Origin of the sequence: Streptomyces sp. NPDC006012, from assembly GCF_042871185.1 — a bacterium.
Lineage (GTDB): Bacteria > Actinomycetota > Actinomycetes > Streptomycetales > Streptomycetaceae > Streptomyces.
Window position 1 is genome coordinate 1 of record NZ_JBIAIE010000033.1, and the last position, 14,176, is coordinate 14,176.

The following is a 14,176-nucleotide window of genomic DNA, read 5'->3' on the forward strand; positions in this document are numbered from 1 at the left end:
CTCCGCCGCAACCTCGGGATCTACGGCATCGGCGGCCTGATCGCACCCTTCATCGGCATCAAGATCATCGACCTGCTCATCTCCCTCATCCCCGGGGTCGGGTGACGCATCATGAACTCGTCCATGGGCAAGACCGCACGCCTGCTGGGTGCGGGGCTGCGGGCCCTGATCGTGCTGACCGTGGTGACCGGCGTCGGCTATCCGCTGGTGATCACCGGGATCGCCCAGGGGCTGTTCGACGACAAGGCGAACGGCTCGAAGATCACAGCGGGCGGCAAGGTCGTCGGTTCCGCCCTGATCGGGCAGCAGGGCTACAGCCTGGACTATTTCCAGCCGCGTCCGGCGAACGGGTTGAGTACCAACACGGTCAACACGCAGTACAAGCTGTTGGTGTCCGGCGCGACGAACCTCGCGGCCGACAATCCGAAACTCGTTGCCTCGGTCGAGCAGGCCAAGGCCAAGGTCGTCAGGGACAACTCCACGCCGGATTACCAGGTACGGCCCGCCCAGGTGCCCGCCGAAGCCGTGACGTCGTCCGGTTCCGGACTGGACCCGGACATCTCCCCGGCCTACGCGGAAATCCAGGTGCACCGGGTCGCGGAACGCAACCACCTGCCCGTCGCCCAGGTGCAGAAGCTCGTCGCGGAGCACACCTCCGGCCGCACCCTCGGGTTCATCGGCGAGCCCAGGGTGAACGTGCTCCGGCTCAACATCGCGGTCAGGGAACTGGCCGAGGGGCGCTGAGGATCCGGCCGGTCAGGCGGCCGTCATCACCTGGCGGTGCGGTGCGATGACCTGCCCGTCGGGCAGGAGCTCACCGGTGTCCTCGAAGAGGAGAACGCCGTTGCACAGCAGGCTCCAGCCCTGCTCCGGGTGGTGCGCCACGAGGCGGGCGGACTCCCGGTCGGCGGACTCGGCGGTCGGACAGGCTGGTTGGTGCTGGCACATGGGTGGGATCTTTCGCTGTGTCGTGGTCATGGCTGGCCCCCGTGATGATGAGTCGGTCGGAATCCAGTTTTCCCGTCTGGGCGTCGCTTCGCAGGGATTTCACCGCACCGCTTCTTCACGGGTTGATGACGCATCGCGCACGCGTATGGTTCAACGCCGGCGGGTGGCAACCGGGCGGCCCCCGCGGCTGGTTGGTCCTGGCCCGCGAAGCGGAGGACGCTGCCGGAAAGGCCGTCCTGCGCCGCCCGTCGTCCGCGCCGCCGGGGCACCGCACGCGGTGCTCCTCTGCGGGTGCTGCCGCCGCCGTGGCGAACGTCGTCCGGCCTGCTCAGCGGCCCGACCGGGGCACCGGAAGGGAGAGACGCGCCCCGCCTCCGGGCGGCGGAGGCGGGGCGCGGGTGGGGACGGGGCGGTCAGGCGGGTGAGCCGAGCAGCGGGCCGGGGGTCACCCGGAGGGTGAGGACCGGCAGCAGTTCGGCCACCCGGTGCGGGCGGTGGGCCGCGATCCCGGGCGGTGCCGGTGCCAGCGGCACCAGCAGGTCGGTGGCGGCCGGATGGCCCTCGGCGCCGTCCGCCGCGCAGTCCCCGTGCAGCCACAGCGTGAGCATGTACAGGCCCGGAACGGACAGCAGACGCGGCTGGTACGTCTCGGGCAGTGCCTCGGCCTGGCGCAGCGCGAGTTCGGTGGATGCGATGTACGGACCCTCGAAGAAGCGCGAGAACGCCCAGCCGTCCGCGGTGAGCATGGTCTCCGCTGCGGCCACCGAACGGCCGCCGGAGCGAATCAGGAACCGCCAGCCGGTCAGCCGGGTGGCCGACCTGCCCTCCTCGGTGATCGAGTCCAACACGTGTACGGGCAGCGGGAGTTCCGCGGTGGTGGGTTCCTCCGCGTTTCGCAGGGAGGGCGTCGGTGCCTCACGGACGGCGGTGGGGGAACCGAGGGCCGTGAGGACGGAGCGCAGTGCGGGCGCGGGGGCAGGGGGTACTTGCAGCGGCATGGTGGGTCGCCTCTCTCGTTCGACAGGCGCGAGGGCGCGAGGGCGGGGGCGGACGACGCTGTCAGCTCGATGGAGGTCAGAGAGGCGGGGGCCCGGGTCGGTGAGCGACGTACGGGCGAGAACCTGCCGGCACGTCACCTTGACGGCAGGTATCGGGACCGCGGGCGCCAGCCTTCTGCCTGTTGGTGGAGTTTATACGACAAATGTTCAGCCGATGTTTCAGCTAACCGTTGCCGGTGAATAACGCAAGGCGTTAATCGGTCGCCGATTCGCGGTATTCATGCCGATTTCTCGCCCGGTCCGCCCCCGCTGACCTCGGAATACGCTCCCCGTGCGGTCGGCCGAATGTCGTCGGCGTTTTTCACGAGGCCCGAGGGGTACTCGGAGCGACGGGCTCCGTCATGCCCCGTGAATGTGCCGCAGGCCACAAACGACAGACTAGCGGGCGCCGGGGCCGCGTGGGGCGTTATCAATCGCTTCGGCTGGGCATCATCCAACCTGACCCGGTACCACCGGCGGCCGCATGCTCGGCCCGCCCATCCGAGGAGGGACGCTTCGATGGGGGAGAAGGTCGTTGCGGGGCAGTTCGACCTGTCCGAGCGCCGGCGCCACCGAGAAAAGCTCGCCAGGTGCCTGACGGGACTGGAGCGACTGCTGGCCGAGAAGCGGTTCGACCGCCCGAAGAACCTCATGGGCGTAGAGATCGAATTGAATCTCGCCGGGCCGGACGGCATGCCCAAAATGCTGAATGGGCAAGTGCTTGAACGTATCGCGAGCCGCGATTTCCAAACAGAACTTGCCATGTTCAATCTGGAAGTCAACATAGCTCCACACCGATTGGGCGGCCGGGTATTCGACCGGCTAGCCGAAGAACTCCGTACCTCGCTCGCATACGCCGACCGGAAGGCGGGAGAGGTGGATGCCGGCATTGTGATGATCGGTATCCTGCCCACCCTCGGACGTGACGACCTCGTCTCCTCCAACCTCTCCGAGGCCGACCGCTACGCGCTGCTCAACGATCAGATCGTGGCCGCGCGCGGCGAGGACTTCCTCCTCGACATCGCGGGGGTGGAGCACCTGGTCTGCACCTCGAAGTCGATCGTGCCCGAGGCGGCCTGCACCTCCGTACAACTGCACCTCCAGGTCACCCCGGCGCGCTTCGCGGACGTGTGGAACGCCGCGCAGGCGGCCTGCGCCGCCCAGATCGCCGTCGGCGCCAACTCGCCCTTCCTGTTCGGCCACGAACTGTGGCGCGAGTCCCGGCCGCCGCTGTTCCAGCAGTCCACCGACACCCGCCCGCCGGAACTCCAGGCCCAAGGGGTCAGGCCGCGCACCTGGTTCGGCGAGCGGTGGATCTCCTCTGCCTACGACCTGTTCGAGGAGAACCTGCGCTTCTTCCCGGCGCTGCTGCCGATGTGCGACGACGAGGACCCGCTGGCGGTGCTCGACGCCGGAGGCGTGCCCCGGCTCGCCGAACTCGTCCTGCACAACGGCACGGTGTACCGCTGGAACCGCCCGGTCTACGGCATCGCGGACGGCGTACCGCACCTGCGGGTGGAGAACCGCGTCCTGCCCGCGGGCCCGACGATCACCGACGTCATCGCCAACGCGGCCTTCTACTACGGTCTGGTGCGCGCCCTCGCCGAGGAGCAGCGGCCGGTGTGGACCCGGATGTCCTTCGAGGCGGCCGAGGCCAACTTCGACGCCGCCTGCCGGTACGGCATCGACGCCCGCTTCGTCTGGCCGCGACGGGGCCGCTACGGCGGTACCGGAGAGGTCGACGCGGTCACCCTCGTACGCGACGAACTGCTCCCGCTGGCCGCGGCCGGCCTGGACGCATGGGGCGTCGAGGCCGCCGACCGGGACGTCTACCTGGGCGTCATCGAGGAGCGCTGCCGGCGCCGGGTCAACGGCGCCTCCTGGCAGGCGGCGACCTTCCACCAGGCGCTGGCCCAGGGCATGTCCCGCGAAGCCGCCCTGGCCGCCACGACCCGCCGCTACGCCCAGCTGATGCACGTCGGCGAGCCGGTCCACAGCTGGCCGGTGGGGCTGCCGCAGCCGGCCACGCTCGGCTGAGCGGGGCCGCGGGCGGGCACGGACCGGCCGGCCGGACGAGGGGCGGGACCATCGAGCGCCGGGACCGTCCCGCCCGGTGGCCTCCGAAGGTCCCGCTGCCGGTGACCTCTGCCGGTCACTCCTGCTCGTGACCTCCGACGATCGCCTCCGCCGGGTGGTCTCCTCAGGCACGCACGCCGCTGCCGCCGGAAGCGGTGCGAGGGTCGCCCGCGCCCGTCCGATGCGGATCGGGCAAGCTGTGACATCCCAGGCCGGTGGCGCCCGCCTCGGCGGACCTCGCTCCCGGGAACCGGCCGCGGGGCAGGCCCGGGGCAGATACGACCCGTACGGCGTCCGCCGGCCGCCTGCCGCGCACGATCTTCGCTGCTTCTGCCGGGACCCTGGCTGGGCGAAGATGAGCGTGGAGCGGGATCACTCAACTGGAGGCAGGTGTGCAGGTGGAGGCGGACCCGGAGGCCGGTTCTGTGTCGTGGAGGCGGTCTCCGCGGCGGATTCTCCGGGACGAGACGCTGCTCGTACTGGGGCTGTCGCTCGGTGCGAGCGGAGTGTCCGCGCTGATCAGCTTCATCGGATCGGTCACTAAACCGGGTGGCCTCAAGGACCAGGCCGCGACCCTGAACCCCTCGGCCGCGCCTGGCCGCCCCTGGCTGGATCTGGCCTGGCAGATGTTCGGCATCGCGACGGCGCTCGTCCCCGTCGCGCTCGTCGCGCACCTCCTCCTGCGCGAGGGCGAGAGCCTGCGCACCCTCGGCTTCGACCGCACCCGCCGCCTGCCCGACCTGGCCCGCGGAGCCGGGGTCGCGGCGGTGATCGGCAGCACCGGGATCGCCTTCTACCTGGCCGCCCGCGGCCTCGGATTCAACCTCACGGTGGTGCCCGAGGCGCTGCCCGACGTGTGGTGGAAGTACCCCGTCCTGGTCCTCTCCGCGTTGCAGAACGCGATCCTTGAAGAAGTGATCGTCGTCGGCTATCTGCTGCGCAGGCTCGGTCAGTTGGGCTGGACCCCGGGCGCCGCGCTGCTGGCCAGTTCCGTACTGCGCGGGTCCTACCACCTCTACCAGGGCGTGGGCGGCTTCATCGGGAACATGGCGATGGGCGTGGTCTTCGTCTGGCTGTACCGGCGCTGGGGCCGGGTCGGGCCCCTGGTGGTGGCGCACTCCCTGCTCGACATCGGCGCGTTCGTGGGATACGCGCTGCTCGCGGGAAAGGTGGGATGGTTGCCCACGGCGTGAACCGGTCCGCCTGGAGGTGAGGCGTACCCCGCCTCGTACGCTCCCGCGCGGGGACCTCGGACCGGCACCCTGTCCGACGTCCGCGCATGGATCCTCGTAGGTCCCCGCGCGGGGACCTCAGACCAGCAGCTCGCCGTCGATGACGGTGACCGCGCGACCGGTGAGCAGCGTGCGCTCGCCGCGCAGCCCGGTACGGACCGTCCCGGAGCGCCGGGACGCCTGCAGGCCGGTGAGGTCGGAGCGGCCCAGGCGTGCGGACCAGTGGGGGGCGAGAGCGGTGTGCGCGCTGCCGGTGACCGGGTCCTCGTCGATGCCCACGTTCGGGAAGAAGCCGCGGGAGACGAAGTCGTAGCCGCGGGCCGGATCCGCGGCGCGCGCCGTGGCGATGATGCCCCGCGCCGAGTACGCGGCCAGCGCCTTGTGATCGGGGGAGAGGGCGAGGACGGTCTGTTCGTCGGCCAGCTCCAGCAGCAGGTCGCCGACCTGCGGACCGGTGTCGAACGCCGCGACCGGCTCGGCGCCCAGTGCCCCGGCCACGCCGGCCGGTACCGCGACGGCCGTCAGCGGGGCGGTCGGGAAGTCCAGGGTGATCGAACCGTCCGCGCCGGGCGTCGCGACGAGCACGCCGCTGCGGGTCTCGAAGCGCACCGGCCCGTCGTGGGCGCCGGTGGTGTGCAGGACGTGGGCGGTGGCGAGCGTGGCGTGGCCGCACATCGCGACCTCGGTCACCGGGGTGAACCAGCGCAGGGCCCAGTCGGCCGGACCGCCCTCGGGCAGCCGGTGGGCGAACGCGGTTTCGGCGTGGTTGACCTCTCTGGCGATGTCCTGGAGGCGGTCGTCCCCGGGGAAGGCGTCGAGGAGCATGACTCCGGCCGGGTTGCCGGCGAAGGGGCGGTCGGTGAAGGCGTCGACGATTCGGATGCGCATGGCGCCGACGCTAGAGGCCCGGGCGCCCGGCGGGCCACGGCCAATCCGCGAATCCTGGCCCTGTTCCGGTGCCGGACCCGGCGGTGAAGCGGAGGTCCAAGGGGGATTGCCGTACCAACTCTACCGATATATCGTTGAGGCATCGCGACAGATCAACGACCGAATGGAGTGATGGCGATGCGCAGCCACGGATTCGAGCATGGACACCGGCAGGACGGCGCTTCCTGGCGCAGCAGGGGCGGCTTCGGCGGGCGGCGGGCGGCCTTCGGCCCCTTCGGGCCCGGAGGGCGCGGTTTCGGACCTGGTTTCGGGCCGGGCGGCCCCGGTTTCGGACCCGGGCCCTGGGACCCGCGAGGGCGTGGCGGACCGCGCGGCCGGGCCCGGCGCGGCGACGTGCGGGCCTCGATCCTGGCCCTGCTCAAGGACCGGCCGATGCATGGATACGAGATGATCCAGGAGATCGCCGAGCGCAGCGGCGGGGCGTGGAAACCCAGCCCGGGCTCGGTCTACCCCACCCTTCAGCTACTGGAGGACGAGGGGCTGATCGCCAGTGAGAGCGAGGGCGGCAAGAAGCTGTTCTCGCTCACCGGGACCGGTCGCACCGCGGCCGACGAAGGGCCCGACGCCCCCTGGGAGGAGGCGTCGCGCGGGGTCGACTGGGAGGCGCTCGGCGAGATCCGGCAGGCCGGCTTCGGGCTGATGGAGGCATTCGGCCAGGTGTGGAGGTCCGGCAGCAAGGAGCAGCGCGACAAGGCGCTGGCCCTCATCAACGAGACCCGCAAGCGGCTGTATCTGATCCTCGCCGACGAGGACGAGCGCTGAGCGCTGTGTGATGAGTTCTTGGTTCTGGGTTCTGGGTTCTGGGCGCTGAGCGCCGGAACGGTCTGCGGACTGGGCCGGCGAGCCGTCGCCGCCGGTGTGGCGCGCGCTCGGGGCCCGAAGACCGGGATGCGAGCCCCGGGAAGGCGTGGCAGGCGCAGAGAAGCTCCGGATGGCGCCTCGTGGAGCGCTCCGCGAGGCGCCATCCGCGCGTCCGTGCGATCGCTCAGGTCAGCAGTCCCTCCAGCTTGCGCAGCGACTCGGTCAGGGCGGCGGTCGCCGAATCCTTCAGCTTGCCTGCCATCAGTGAGACGGCGGCGCCGGTGAACTCGCCGTCGATGCGGACCGTCGTGGCCTCGCCCTCGGGGGCGAGGGTGTAGCGGGTGGCGACGGTCACCGCCATCGGGCCCTTGCCGCGAATGGCGAACACCCGGGCCGGTTCCAGTTCCTCGACGGTCCACTCGACCTCCGCCGGGAAGCCCATCAGCTTCATGTTCTCCTGGAAAGTCCCGCCCACCGCCAGGGTCGCGGGGCCGCCCTTGGGGAAACTGGCGTGGGTGGCGTTCCACTCTCCGTACGTCGACCAGTCCGTGAGCCGGGCCCACACCTTCTCGGCCGGTGCCTGGATGCGTGCTTCCGCGCTGACTTCGGCCATGCGACCACCCCTTCGTGTCGGGCTACGGTGTCGCGGAACGTAGCCGCAGGGCCGCAAACATTCAATACTGATGAACCGTCAGAAAATGCGGAGGCCGTGCTACCGCCCGGGGAGCCGGGAGTTGTCAGGATGCCGGGGGTTACCAGAACTCCGGGGCTGCCGGGGCGACCCGGGCCGGTGCCGACCGTCCCGGATCAGCCCACCCGCCGTATCACCGCCGCATCGAACAGGTCCCATGCGCGCGGAAGCCTGCTCTCGTCGTGGCAGTGCCACGCGTCCCAGAACAGGTCGGCGGGCAGTGCGTCCGCCGGGGCGTACACCCGGTACACGTACTGCCTGCCGTCGATCGCCGGCAGGGCCACCAGCCAGCACCCGCTCTCCACGTTCCTGTGGACGTGCCGCGGCGCGTCGGCGGTTTCCTGCCGGGCGCGGGGCAAGGCGACGCGCGCCCCTCGCGGGTAAAACGGCCTGATCTCCTCCGTAAGGAGGAGATTCCGGCCGGCGGCGTCCACTTTGTGTGGGACGCCGAAATGCTCCCCACCGGGGATGACTCCGGCCTGCGGGGCTGATGGGGTAGGGGATGTGCAACCTCGTGTTCCCCGCCAGCCCGCCCATGACCTGGGCGCAGACCGTGCGGGCGGCGACGTCGTACTCAGTGCCGAGTTGGCAGCGGTGGTCGCCGGTGCCCGCCGGAGAGCCGTCCGGGACGGGGACCGGCAGGTCGACACCGCCCATCTGCTGCACTCGCTACTGGAGTCCGGCCCGGACGTGCGCGCCGTCATCGGCGACGTCCCGCAGAACGCCCGCCTGTTCGGCTACCTCGTGCAGCGCAGCATCGGCTACGGCCTGCGCTGGCAGAACTCCGTGGAGGACTCGGGCCCGATCGCCGTGGTGAGCGCCGCGGAACTGACGGGTCCGGGGCTGACCGGAACAGACCTCAAGAGCCCTGCCCTGGGCCCGGATACGAGAGGTCTCGACGCGAAGGAGACGGACGGCTGGTCGCCGTTGGCCGCGACCGCGATGCGGTGCGCCGTCGCCCGGGCCGCCCTCCGGGGCGCCGGCCGTGCCGACTGCACCGATCTGCTCGCGGCCATCGTCGCGGACCCGCAGTCCCGGGCCGTCGAGGTGCTCGGCCGCGCCGGGGTCGACGTGCCCGGCGTGTTCGCGCGGATCGACGGCCGCTCGGGGAAGTACGCGGCCGACGGCGGGGCGCCCTGCTGAGCCGGCGCGGCCCGCTGGGCACGTGGGGCGGACGGCGCCCGCCGGTGCGCGCCCAGTGGACGGCCGGGGCGCGCGGGCCGCTCGATTCCGGGGTTTCCAAGAATCCCGAGCATTCCAAGAATCCGGAGAACTCCAAGAATTCAGGGGATCCCCGGGATTCCGGGGAGGTGCGGGGCGGGCGGGTTGCGCGGCGTGCGGACCGTGCGGTGGCGCGACTGCTTCCATCCGCCCGGCGAGACAGGTGTCAACAGGGGTGACGGTCATGTCGCCGCATGTCATCATGGCTCGGTGCGTACCTCTGAGAGCGGGCCGGGCGGCCGTGGGAAGGGCGTCGGACTCGGCCTCGCGCTCGGCTCGGCGCTTGCCTTCGGCGGGTCCGGTGTCGCGGCGAAGCCGCTGATCGAGGCGGGCCTCGATCCCCTGCACGTGGTGTGGCTGCGGGTGGCCGGCGGTGCCGCGGTGATGCTGCCGTTCGCCGTGCGCCATCGCGCGCTGCTGCGTCGCCGCCCGGGGCTGCTCGCGGGATTCGGGCTGCTCGCCGTGGCCGGTGTCCAGGCCTGCTACTTCGCCGCGCTCTCCCGTATCCCGGTCGGTGTCGCGCTTCTCATCGAGTACCTCGCCCCCGCCCTGGTGCTCGGCTGGGTGCGGTTCGTGCAGCGGCGGCCGGTGACCCGTGCCGCCGCGCTCGGCGTCGTCCTCGCGGCCGCCGGCCTCGCCTGCGTGGTCGAGGTGTGGTCGGGCCTGAGCTTCGACGCCCTCGGGCTGCTGCTGGCCCTGGGCGCCGCCTGCTGCCAGGTCGGCTACTTCGTCCTGTCCGACCAGGGCAGCGACGCGGGCGCCGAGGCGCCGGATCCGCTCGGTGTCATCGCCTACGGCCTGCTCGCCGGCGCCGTCGTCCTCACCGCGGTCGCCCGCCCCTGGACCATGGACTGGACGGTGCTCACCGGCAGCGCGCGGATGAACGGCGGCACGGTGCCGGCGATCGCGCTGCTCGTCTGGATCGTCCTGGTCGCCACGGTCGTCGCGTACATCACCGGCGTGCTGTCCGTGCGCCGCCTCTCCCCGCCGGTCGCGGGGGTCGTGGCCTGCCTCGAAGCGGTCGTCGCGACCGTGCTCGCCTGGGTGCTGCTCGGCGAGCACCTGTCCCTGCCGCAGCTGGCCGGCGGCGCGGTCGTGCTGGTGGGCGCGTTCATCGCGCAGTCGTCGACGCCCGCCAGGGACATGGCCGAGCCCGCGGCGGGCTCGGCCGCGGAACGCGAACTGGCCGTCCGGCGAACGGCCGCGTAGGGTGCCGGACATGCAGACGAACGCACTCGTCCTTCCGCCTCCGGCCGCCTGAGGCGGGCCTCCGGGACCAGGCCCGGCACCTCGCCGGGCCGGACGGTGCTGCCCGCAGATGAAGTCCGCGCGCCCCGCCTGAGCGGGTCGCCTTCCGTACTTCTGGACATCTGCGGAGAAGATTCGTGTCGAACCCTTCCTTCGGCCTGCCCGTCGGGCGCGGCCTGCTCTATCTGACCGTCGCGGGTGCCGCCTGGGGCACCGCGGGCGCCGCCGCCTCCCTGGTCTACCGGGCCAGTGACGTGGGCGCCGTCACCTTGTCGTTCTGGCGCTGCGCGGCCGGGCTCGTGCTGCTGCTCGCCGGGCGGCTGCTGCGCCGCGGCCCCCGTCCGGCCGTCGTCGAACCGCTCGGCCGCAAGGTCGTGAAGGCGGTCGCGACCGGCCTCGGCCTGGCTGTCTTCCAGACTGCGTACTTCGCGGCCGTCGCCGCCACCGGGCTCGCCGTGGCGACCGTCGTGACCCTGGGCGCCGGGCCCGTCCTCATCGCGCTCGGCGCCCGGTTCGCGCTGGGGGAGCGGCTGGGCCGCGCCGGGGCCGCCGCCGTCGCGGGGGCGCTCGCCGGGCTGGCCGTGCTCACGCTCGGCAGCGGCGGCGCGACCGTGCGCCCCTCGGGGGTGCTGCTCGCGCTGGCCTCGGCGGCCGGCTACTCCGCGATGACCCTGCTCACCCGGTGGTGGGGCCGCCACGGCGGCGCGGACAGCTCCGGTACGACCGTGTGGGCGTTCGCGGTCACCAGTCTGTGCCTGTTGCCGTTCGCGCTGGCGGACGGCCTGGTCCCGCACACCGCCCATCCGGCGCGGGTCCTGTGGCTGCTGGTCTACATCGCGGCGATCCCCACGGCGCTCGCGTACGTCCTCTACTTCGCGGGCGCCGCCGTGGTGCGGTCGGCCACCGTCTCCGTGATCATGCTCCTGGAGCCGGTGAGCGCGGCGGTTCTCGCGGTCACGCTGCTTGGCGAGCACCTGACGGCGGCCACCGTGGCGGGCACCCTCCTGATGCTGGGCTCGGTGGGCGGCCTCGCGGCGGCGGAGGCACGGGACGCCCGCCGCACGGAGGGCGAACCTGCCTTGGCCTGAGCCGGGGCCGCCGCGCTTCGAGGCCGTAAGGCACGGCTTTCCCACGGGATCCGGTCTCCCCTCGGGGACTCGGTCTCCTCTTGGGGAACCAGCCTCCCGAGGGCCCGGTAGCCGCCGGGACTCAGCCGTTCCGCCGACGCATCAGGTGCTCCCGCGCCGCCTCGTCGCGCGGGCCCCGGCGTTGCGCGAGTCCCGAGGCGATCCGCTCCCGGACCTCCTCGGGTTTTTGGCCCGCGTACTTGAACTTGGCCCGTACGCCGGTGATTTCGAGCCGCAGTCCGCGGATGCCGGGCAGCATCCTGCCGTACGGCGGCCCGTCCGGCGTCGCACGGGCCGAGCCGCCCGCGGGCTGGAAATGGGCGAGCTGGCGGTTGAGGAGGCCGGCGTTCTCGGCGGGATCGTCCACCACATGAGCCGTGCAGCGGAGTTGGACGGCCGCGTAGAAGCTGGTCGGGACGCCGTGCTCGGCCGCGCTGCCCGGGGCGGCCTGCCAGGGGCCGGGGACGTAGACGTAGTCGTCGACCACGCTCAGCAGCACCTGGGGATCGGCTTCCAGCGCGGCCCACAGGGGGTTCGGGCGGGCGAAGTGGGTGACGACCTCGGCGCGCTCGGCGTCGTAGGCGAAGTGCAGGGGCTGGACGGTGGGCGGCTCGCCGGGCAGGCCGTTGACGGCCAGCTGGCCGAAGTCGTGCGCGGCCAGCCAGGTCTGCCATTCGGTGTCGTCCCGCGGCGCGTCCCAGGGGTGGATCAGCATCACAGGGCCTTGAGGTAACCGGGGAGTTCCGTGCCGGGTGCGAGGCCGGCGTCGGGGAGCGGGGCGTCGTAGCCCTTGCGCAGCGGTACGACGCCCGCCCAGTGCGGCAGGGCCAGGTCCTCGGGCTCGTCGTCCGCGCCGCCGGTGCGGTACTTGGCGGAGACCTCCTCCAGGTCGAGCCGGATCACCGCGGTGGCGGCCAGCTCCTTCCTGTTGGCGGGCCGGGAGTCGGCGGCGCGGCCCGGGACGACGTGGTCGACCAGCGCGTCCAGGGCCAGGCGCCGTTCCTCGGGGTCCGTGACCTCGTGTGCGGTGCCGTGCACCACCACGGAGCGGTAGTTGATCGAGTGGTGGAAGGCGGACCGGGCCAGCACCAGGCCGTCCACGTGGGTCACCGTCAGGCAGACCGGGAGCCCGGGATCGGCCTGCCCGGTCATCCGCAGCGGGCGCGAACCGGTGGAGCCGTGGACGTAGAGCCGTTCGCCGACCCTGGCGTACAGCGTCGGCAGCACCACCGGTGCGCCGTCGCGTACGAAGCCGAGGTGGCAGACGTAACCCTCGTCGAGTATCGCGTGCACCACGTCGTGGTCGTACGACGCACGGTCCGCGGAACGGGTCGGCACGGTGCGCTCGGTCGCGGGGTAGGCGGCGGGCTGCGGTGTCAGCTGGGGCCCCTGCATCTGCGGTCTCCATTGCACTAGTGCATAATGTCATTTGTGCTAGGAGAGTATCCGATCGAAGGCCGCGGCGCAGCGGAGATCGCGACGAGCGTCGAACGCGCGGTGGGCGACGGCCGTCTGGAGCCGGGCCGACTGCTGCCGCCCATGCGGGAGTTGGCGGTCCGCCTGGGCGTGAACCCGAACACCGTGGCCGCCGCCTACCGCACCCTGCGCGAGCGCGGGGTCATCGAGACCGCCGGGCGCCGGGGCAGCCGGATCCGGCCCAAGCCGGCCACGACCGGCCGTGAGCAGCTGCACGTGACCGTGCCGCCCGGAGTGCGCGACCTGTCCAGCGGCAATCCCGACCCCGCGCTGCTGCCGCCGCTGGCGTCCGCCCTGGCGGCGGTGGCGGCGGCGGGGGACGGGGAACCCGTCCTGTACGGCGCCGAGTCGGTGGAGCCCGCCCTGGCCCGGATCGCCCGGAGCGAACTCGACGCGGACGGGGTGCCGGACGGCCCGATCGACGTGGCGTCCGGTTCGCTGGACGCCGTCGAACGGGTCCTCGTCGCCCATCTCAGGCCCGGTGACGCGGTCGCCGTGGAGGATCCCGGCTGGGGCCGGACCCTGGACCTGATGCCCGCGCTCGGACTGCGCACGGTCCCCGTGGGCGTCGACGACGACGGGCCGCTCGTCGGTGACCTCCGCAACGCCCTGGAGTCCGGGGCGCGTGCGCTGATCGTCACGGACCGCGCGCAGAACCCCACCGGCGCCGCGGTCAGCGCCGCACGCGCGCGTGCCCTGCGCTCCGTGCTGCGCGCGCACCCCCGGACGCTGCTGATCGAGGACGACCACGGCCACGGCATCGTCGATCTGCCGCTGCACCCCCTGGCCGGCGGAACCGACCACTGGGCCTTCGTCCGCTCGGTGGCCAAGGCGTACGGCCCCGACCTGCGGCTTGCCGTCCTCACCGGTGACCCGGTCACCGTCGACCGGGTGCGGGGCAGGCAGCGGCTGGGACCGGGCTGGGTCAGCCGGCTGCTGCAGCGGGCCGTGGTCCGGCTGTGGACGGATGGCGCGGTGGACGGACCCGCGGTGGCGGCGGCCTACCGGGCCCGCCGGGAGCTGCTGACCGACGCGCTCGCGGAACGCGGGATCCGCGCCCACGGGCGCAGCGGCATGAACGTCTGGCTCCCCGTCCCCGACGAGACCGGCGCGGTCGCCCGTCTGCTGCACGCGGGCTGGGCCGTCGCCCCGGGCGCCCCCTTCCGTCTCGCCGCGCCGCCTGCCGTGCGCATCACCGTCTCCACCCTCACCGCGGAGGAGACCGTCCCTCTGGCGGAGGCCGTCGCGGCGGCCCTGGCGCCGGTGCGCTCCCGGAGTTACGTCTAGACGGCCCGGGACGCGCGGGCCGCGGGAGGCTCAAAGATCAGAAGCGCCCTCAAGGGGCGGGGACGGCCTCGGTGTTCGTCGAGG

At 72.5% G+C, this 14,176-nt stretch carries 15 protein-coding genes; 8 read left to right on the top strand and 7 right to left on the bottom strand.

Annotated elements, in window-relative coordinates; all coding sequences use genetic code 11:
• Nucleotides 1–111 precede the first annotated feature (111 nt).
• A complete protein-coding gene (locus tag ACFYPJ_RS34730) occupies nt 112–744 on the top strand; it encodes a potassium-transporting ATPase subunit C (protein ID WP_389025589.1) in 633 nt (210 codons plus the stop codon).
• Between the two features lie 12 nt (nt 745–756).
• Here the strand turns inward: ACFYPJ_RS34730 and ACFYPJ_RS34735 are convergent, their stop codons facing one another.
• A complete protein-coding gene (locus ACFYPJ_RS34735; RefSeq protein ID WP_389025590.1) occupies nt 757–948 on the bottom strand; it encodes a DUF5999 family protein in 192 nt (63 codons plus the stop codon).
• Between the two features lie 413 nt (nt 949–1,361).
• A complete protein-coding gene (locus tag ACFYPJ_RS34740) occupies nt 1,362–1,946 on the bottom strand; it encodes a hypothetical protein (RefSeq protein ID WP_389025591.1) in 585 nt (194 codons plus the stop codon).
• 558 nt (nt 1,947–2,504) lie between these two features.
• On the opposite strand from ACFYPJ_RS34740, the gene ACFYPJ_RS34745 reads away from it, so the two are divergent.
• Nucleotides 2,505–4,022 (top strand): glutamate--cysteine ligase, encoded by a 1,518-nt coding sequence (locus ACFYPJ_RS34745; protein WP_389025592.1) that lies wholly within the window; start codon nt 2,505–2,507, stop codon nt 4,020–4,022.
• Nucleotides 4,023–4,453: 431 nt separating this feature from the next.
• Entirely contained in the window at nt 4,454–5,254 is an 801-nt protein-coding gene (locus tag ACFYPJ_RS34750) for a CPBP family intramembrane glutamic endopeptidase (RefSeq protein WP_389025593.1), read from the top strand.
• 117 nt (nt 5,255–5,371) lie between these two features.
• Here the strand turns inward: ACFYPJ_RS34750 and ACFYPJ_RS34755 are convergent, their stop codons facing one another.
• Nucleotides 5,372–6,181 carry a PhzF family phenazine biosynthesis protein gene (locus ACFYPJ_RS34755; RefSeq protein WP_389025594.1) on the bottom strand — a complete coding sequence of 270 codons (810 nt, stop codon included), beginning with the start codon at nt 6,179–6,181 and terminating at the stop codon, nt 5,372–5,374.
• Between the two features lie 177 nt (nt 6,182–6,358).
• Between ACFYPJ_RS34755 and ACFYPJ_RS34760 the strand changes: the two genes are divergently transcribed.
• Nucleotides 6,359–7,003 (top strand): PadR family transcriptional regulator, encoded by a 645-nt coding sequence (locus ACFYPJ_RS34760; protein ID WP_389025595.1) that lies wholly within the window; start codon nt 6,359–6,361, stop codon nt 7,001–7,003.
• 223 nt (nt 7,004–7,226) lie between these two features.
• Here the strand turns inward: ACFYPJ_RS34760 and ACFYPJ_RS34765 are convergent, their stop codons facing one another.
• Both ACFYPJ_RS34765 and ACFYPJ_RS34770 read right to left on the bottom strand, forming a co-directional pair.
• The gene (locus ACFYPJ_RS34765) at nt 7,227–7,655 is read right to left on the bottom strand and encodes an SRPBCC family protein (RefSeq protein ID WP_389025596.1); all 429 of its coding nucleotides are present in this window, start codon (nt 7,653–7,655) and stop codon (nt 7,227–7,229) included.
• 194 nt (nt 7,656–7,849) lie between these two features.
• Nucleotides 7,850–8,092, bottom strand: a complete 243-nt coding sequence (locus ACFYPJ_RS34770; protein WP_389025677.1) for a hypothetical protein — start codon at nt 8,090–8,092, stop codon at nt 7,850–7,852.
• Between the two features lie 145 nt (nt 8,093–8,237).
• Between ACFYPJ_RS34770 and ACFYPJ_RS34775 the strand changes: the two genes are divergently transcribed.
• The 3 genes from ACFYPJ_RS34775 (at nt 8,238) to ACFYPJ_RS34785 (ending at nt 11,290) form a co-directional block, all read left to right on the top strand.
• Nucleotides 8,238–8,876 (top strand): Clp protease N-terminal domain-containing protein, encoded by a 639-nt coding sequence (locus tag ACFYPJ_RS34775; RefSeq protein WP_389025597.1) that lies wholly within the window; start codon nt 8,238–8,240, stop codon nt 8,874–8,876.
• A gap of 288 nt (nt 8,877–9,164) precedes the next feature.
• Entirely contained in the window at nt 9,165–10,163 is a 999-nt protein-coding gene (locus ACFYPJ_RS34780) for a DMT family transporter (RefSeq protein WP_389025598.1), read from the top strand.
• A 176-nt stretch (nt 10,164–10,339) separates the two neighbouring features.
• Entirely contained in the window at nt 10,340–11,290 is a 951-nt protein-coding gene (locus tag ACFYPJ_RS34785) for a DMT family transporter (protein ID WP_389025599.1), read from the top strand.
• Nucleotides 11,291–11,411: 121 nt separating this feature from the next.
• Here the strand turns inward: ACFYPJ_RS34785 and ACFYPJ_RS34790 are convergent, their stop codons facing one another.
• Together ACFYPJ_RS34790 and ACFYPJ_RS34795 are read right to left on the bottom strand one after the other, a co-directional pair.
• Nucleotides 11,412–12,044, bottom strand: coding sequence for an FMN-binding negative transcriptional regulator (locus ACFYPJ_RS34790; RefSeq protein WP_389025600.1), 633 nt, complete (start codon nt 12,042–12,044; stop codon nt 11,412–11,414).
• Nucleotides 12,044–12,724, bottom strand: coding sequence for a pyridoxamine 5'-phosphate oxidase family protein (locus ACFYPJ_RS34795; RefSeq protein ID WP_389025601.1), 681 nt, complete (start codon nt 12,722–12,724; stop codon nt 12,044–12,046). Before ACFYPJ_RS34795 ends, ACFYPJ_RS34790 begins: the two co-directional genes overlap by 1 nt.
• Nucleotides 12,725–12,760: 36 nt before the next feature.
• Between ACFYPJ_RS34795 and ACFYPJ_RS34800 the strand changes: the two genes are divergently transcribed.
• Nucleotides 12,761–14,092, top strand: a complete 1,332-nt coding sequence (locus ACFYPJ_RS34800) for an aminotransferase class I/II-fold pyridoxal phosphate-dependent enzyme (protein ID WP_389025602.1) — start codon at nt 12,761–12,763, stop codon at nt 14,090–14,092.
• Nucleotides 14,093–14,176: the final 84 nt, after the last annotated feature.

Coding starts and splice junctions, on each gene's coding strand:
- ACFYPJ_RS34730 (WP_389025589.1), top strand. CDS start 112: ATGAACTCGTCCATGGGCAAGACCGCACGCCTGCTGGGTGCGGGGCTG.
- ACFYPJ_RS34735 (WP_389025590.1), bottom strand. CDS start 948: ATGTGCCAGCACCAACCAGCCTGTCCGACCGCCGAGTCCGCCGACCGG.
- ACFYPJ_RS34740 (WP_389025591.1), bottom strand. CDS start 1,946: ATGCCGCTGCAAGTACCCCCTGCCCCCGCGCCCGCACTGCGCTCCGTC.
- ACFYPJ_RS34790 (WP_389025600.1), bottom strand. CDS start 12,044: ATGCTGATCCACCCCTGGGACGCGCCGCGGGACGACACCGAATGGCAG.
- ACFYPJ_RS34765 (WP_389025596.1), bottom strand. CDS start 7,655: ATGGCCGAAGTCAGCGCGGAAGCACGCATCCAGGCACCGGCCGAGAAG.
- ACFYPJ_RS34755 (WP_389025594.1), bottom strand. CDS start 6,181: ATGCGCATCCGAATCGTCGACGCCTTCACCGACCGCCCCTTCGCCGGC.
- ACFYPJ_RS34795 (WP_389025601.1), bottom strand. CDS start 12,724: ATGCAGGGGCCCCAGCTGACACCGCAGCCCGCCGCCTACCCCGCGACC.
- ACFYPJ_RS34745 (WP_389025592.1), top strand. CDS start 2,505: ATGGGGGAGAAGGTCGTTGCGGGGCAGTTCGACCTGTCCGAGCGCCGG.
- ACFYPJ_RS34760 (WP_389025595.1), top strand. CDS start 6,359: ATGCGCAGCCACGGATTCGAGCATGGACACCGGCAGGACGGCGCTTCC.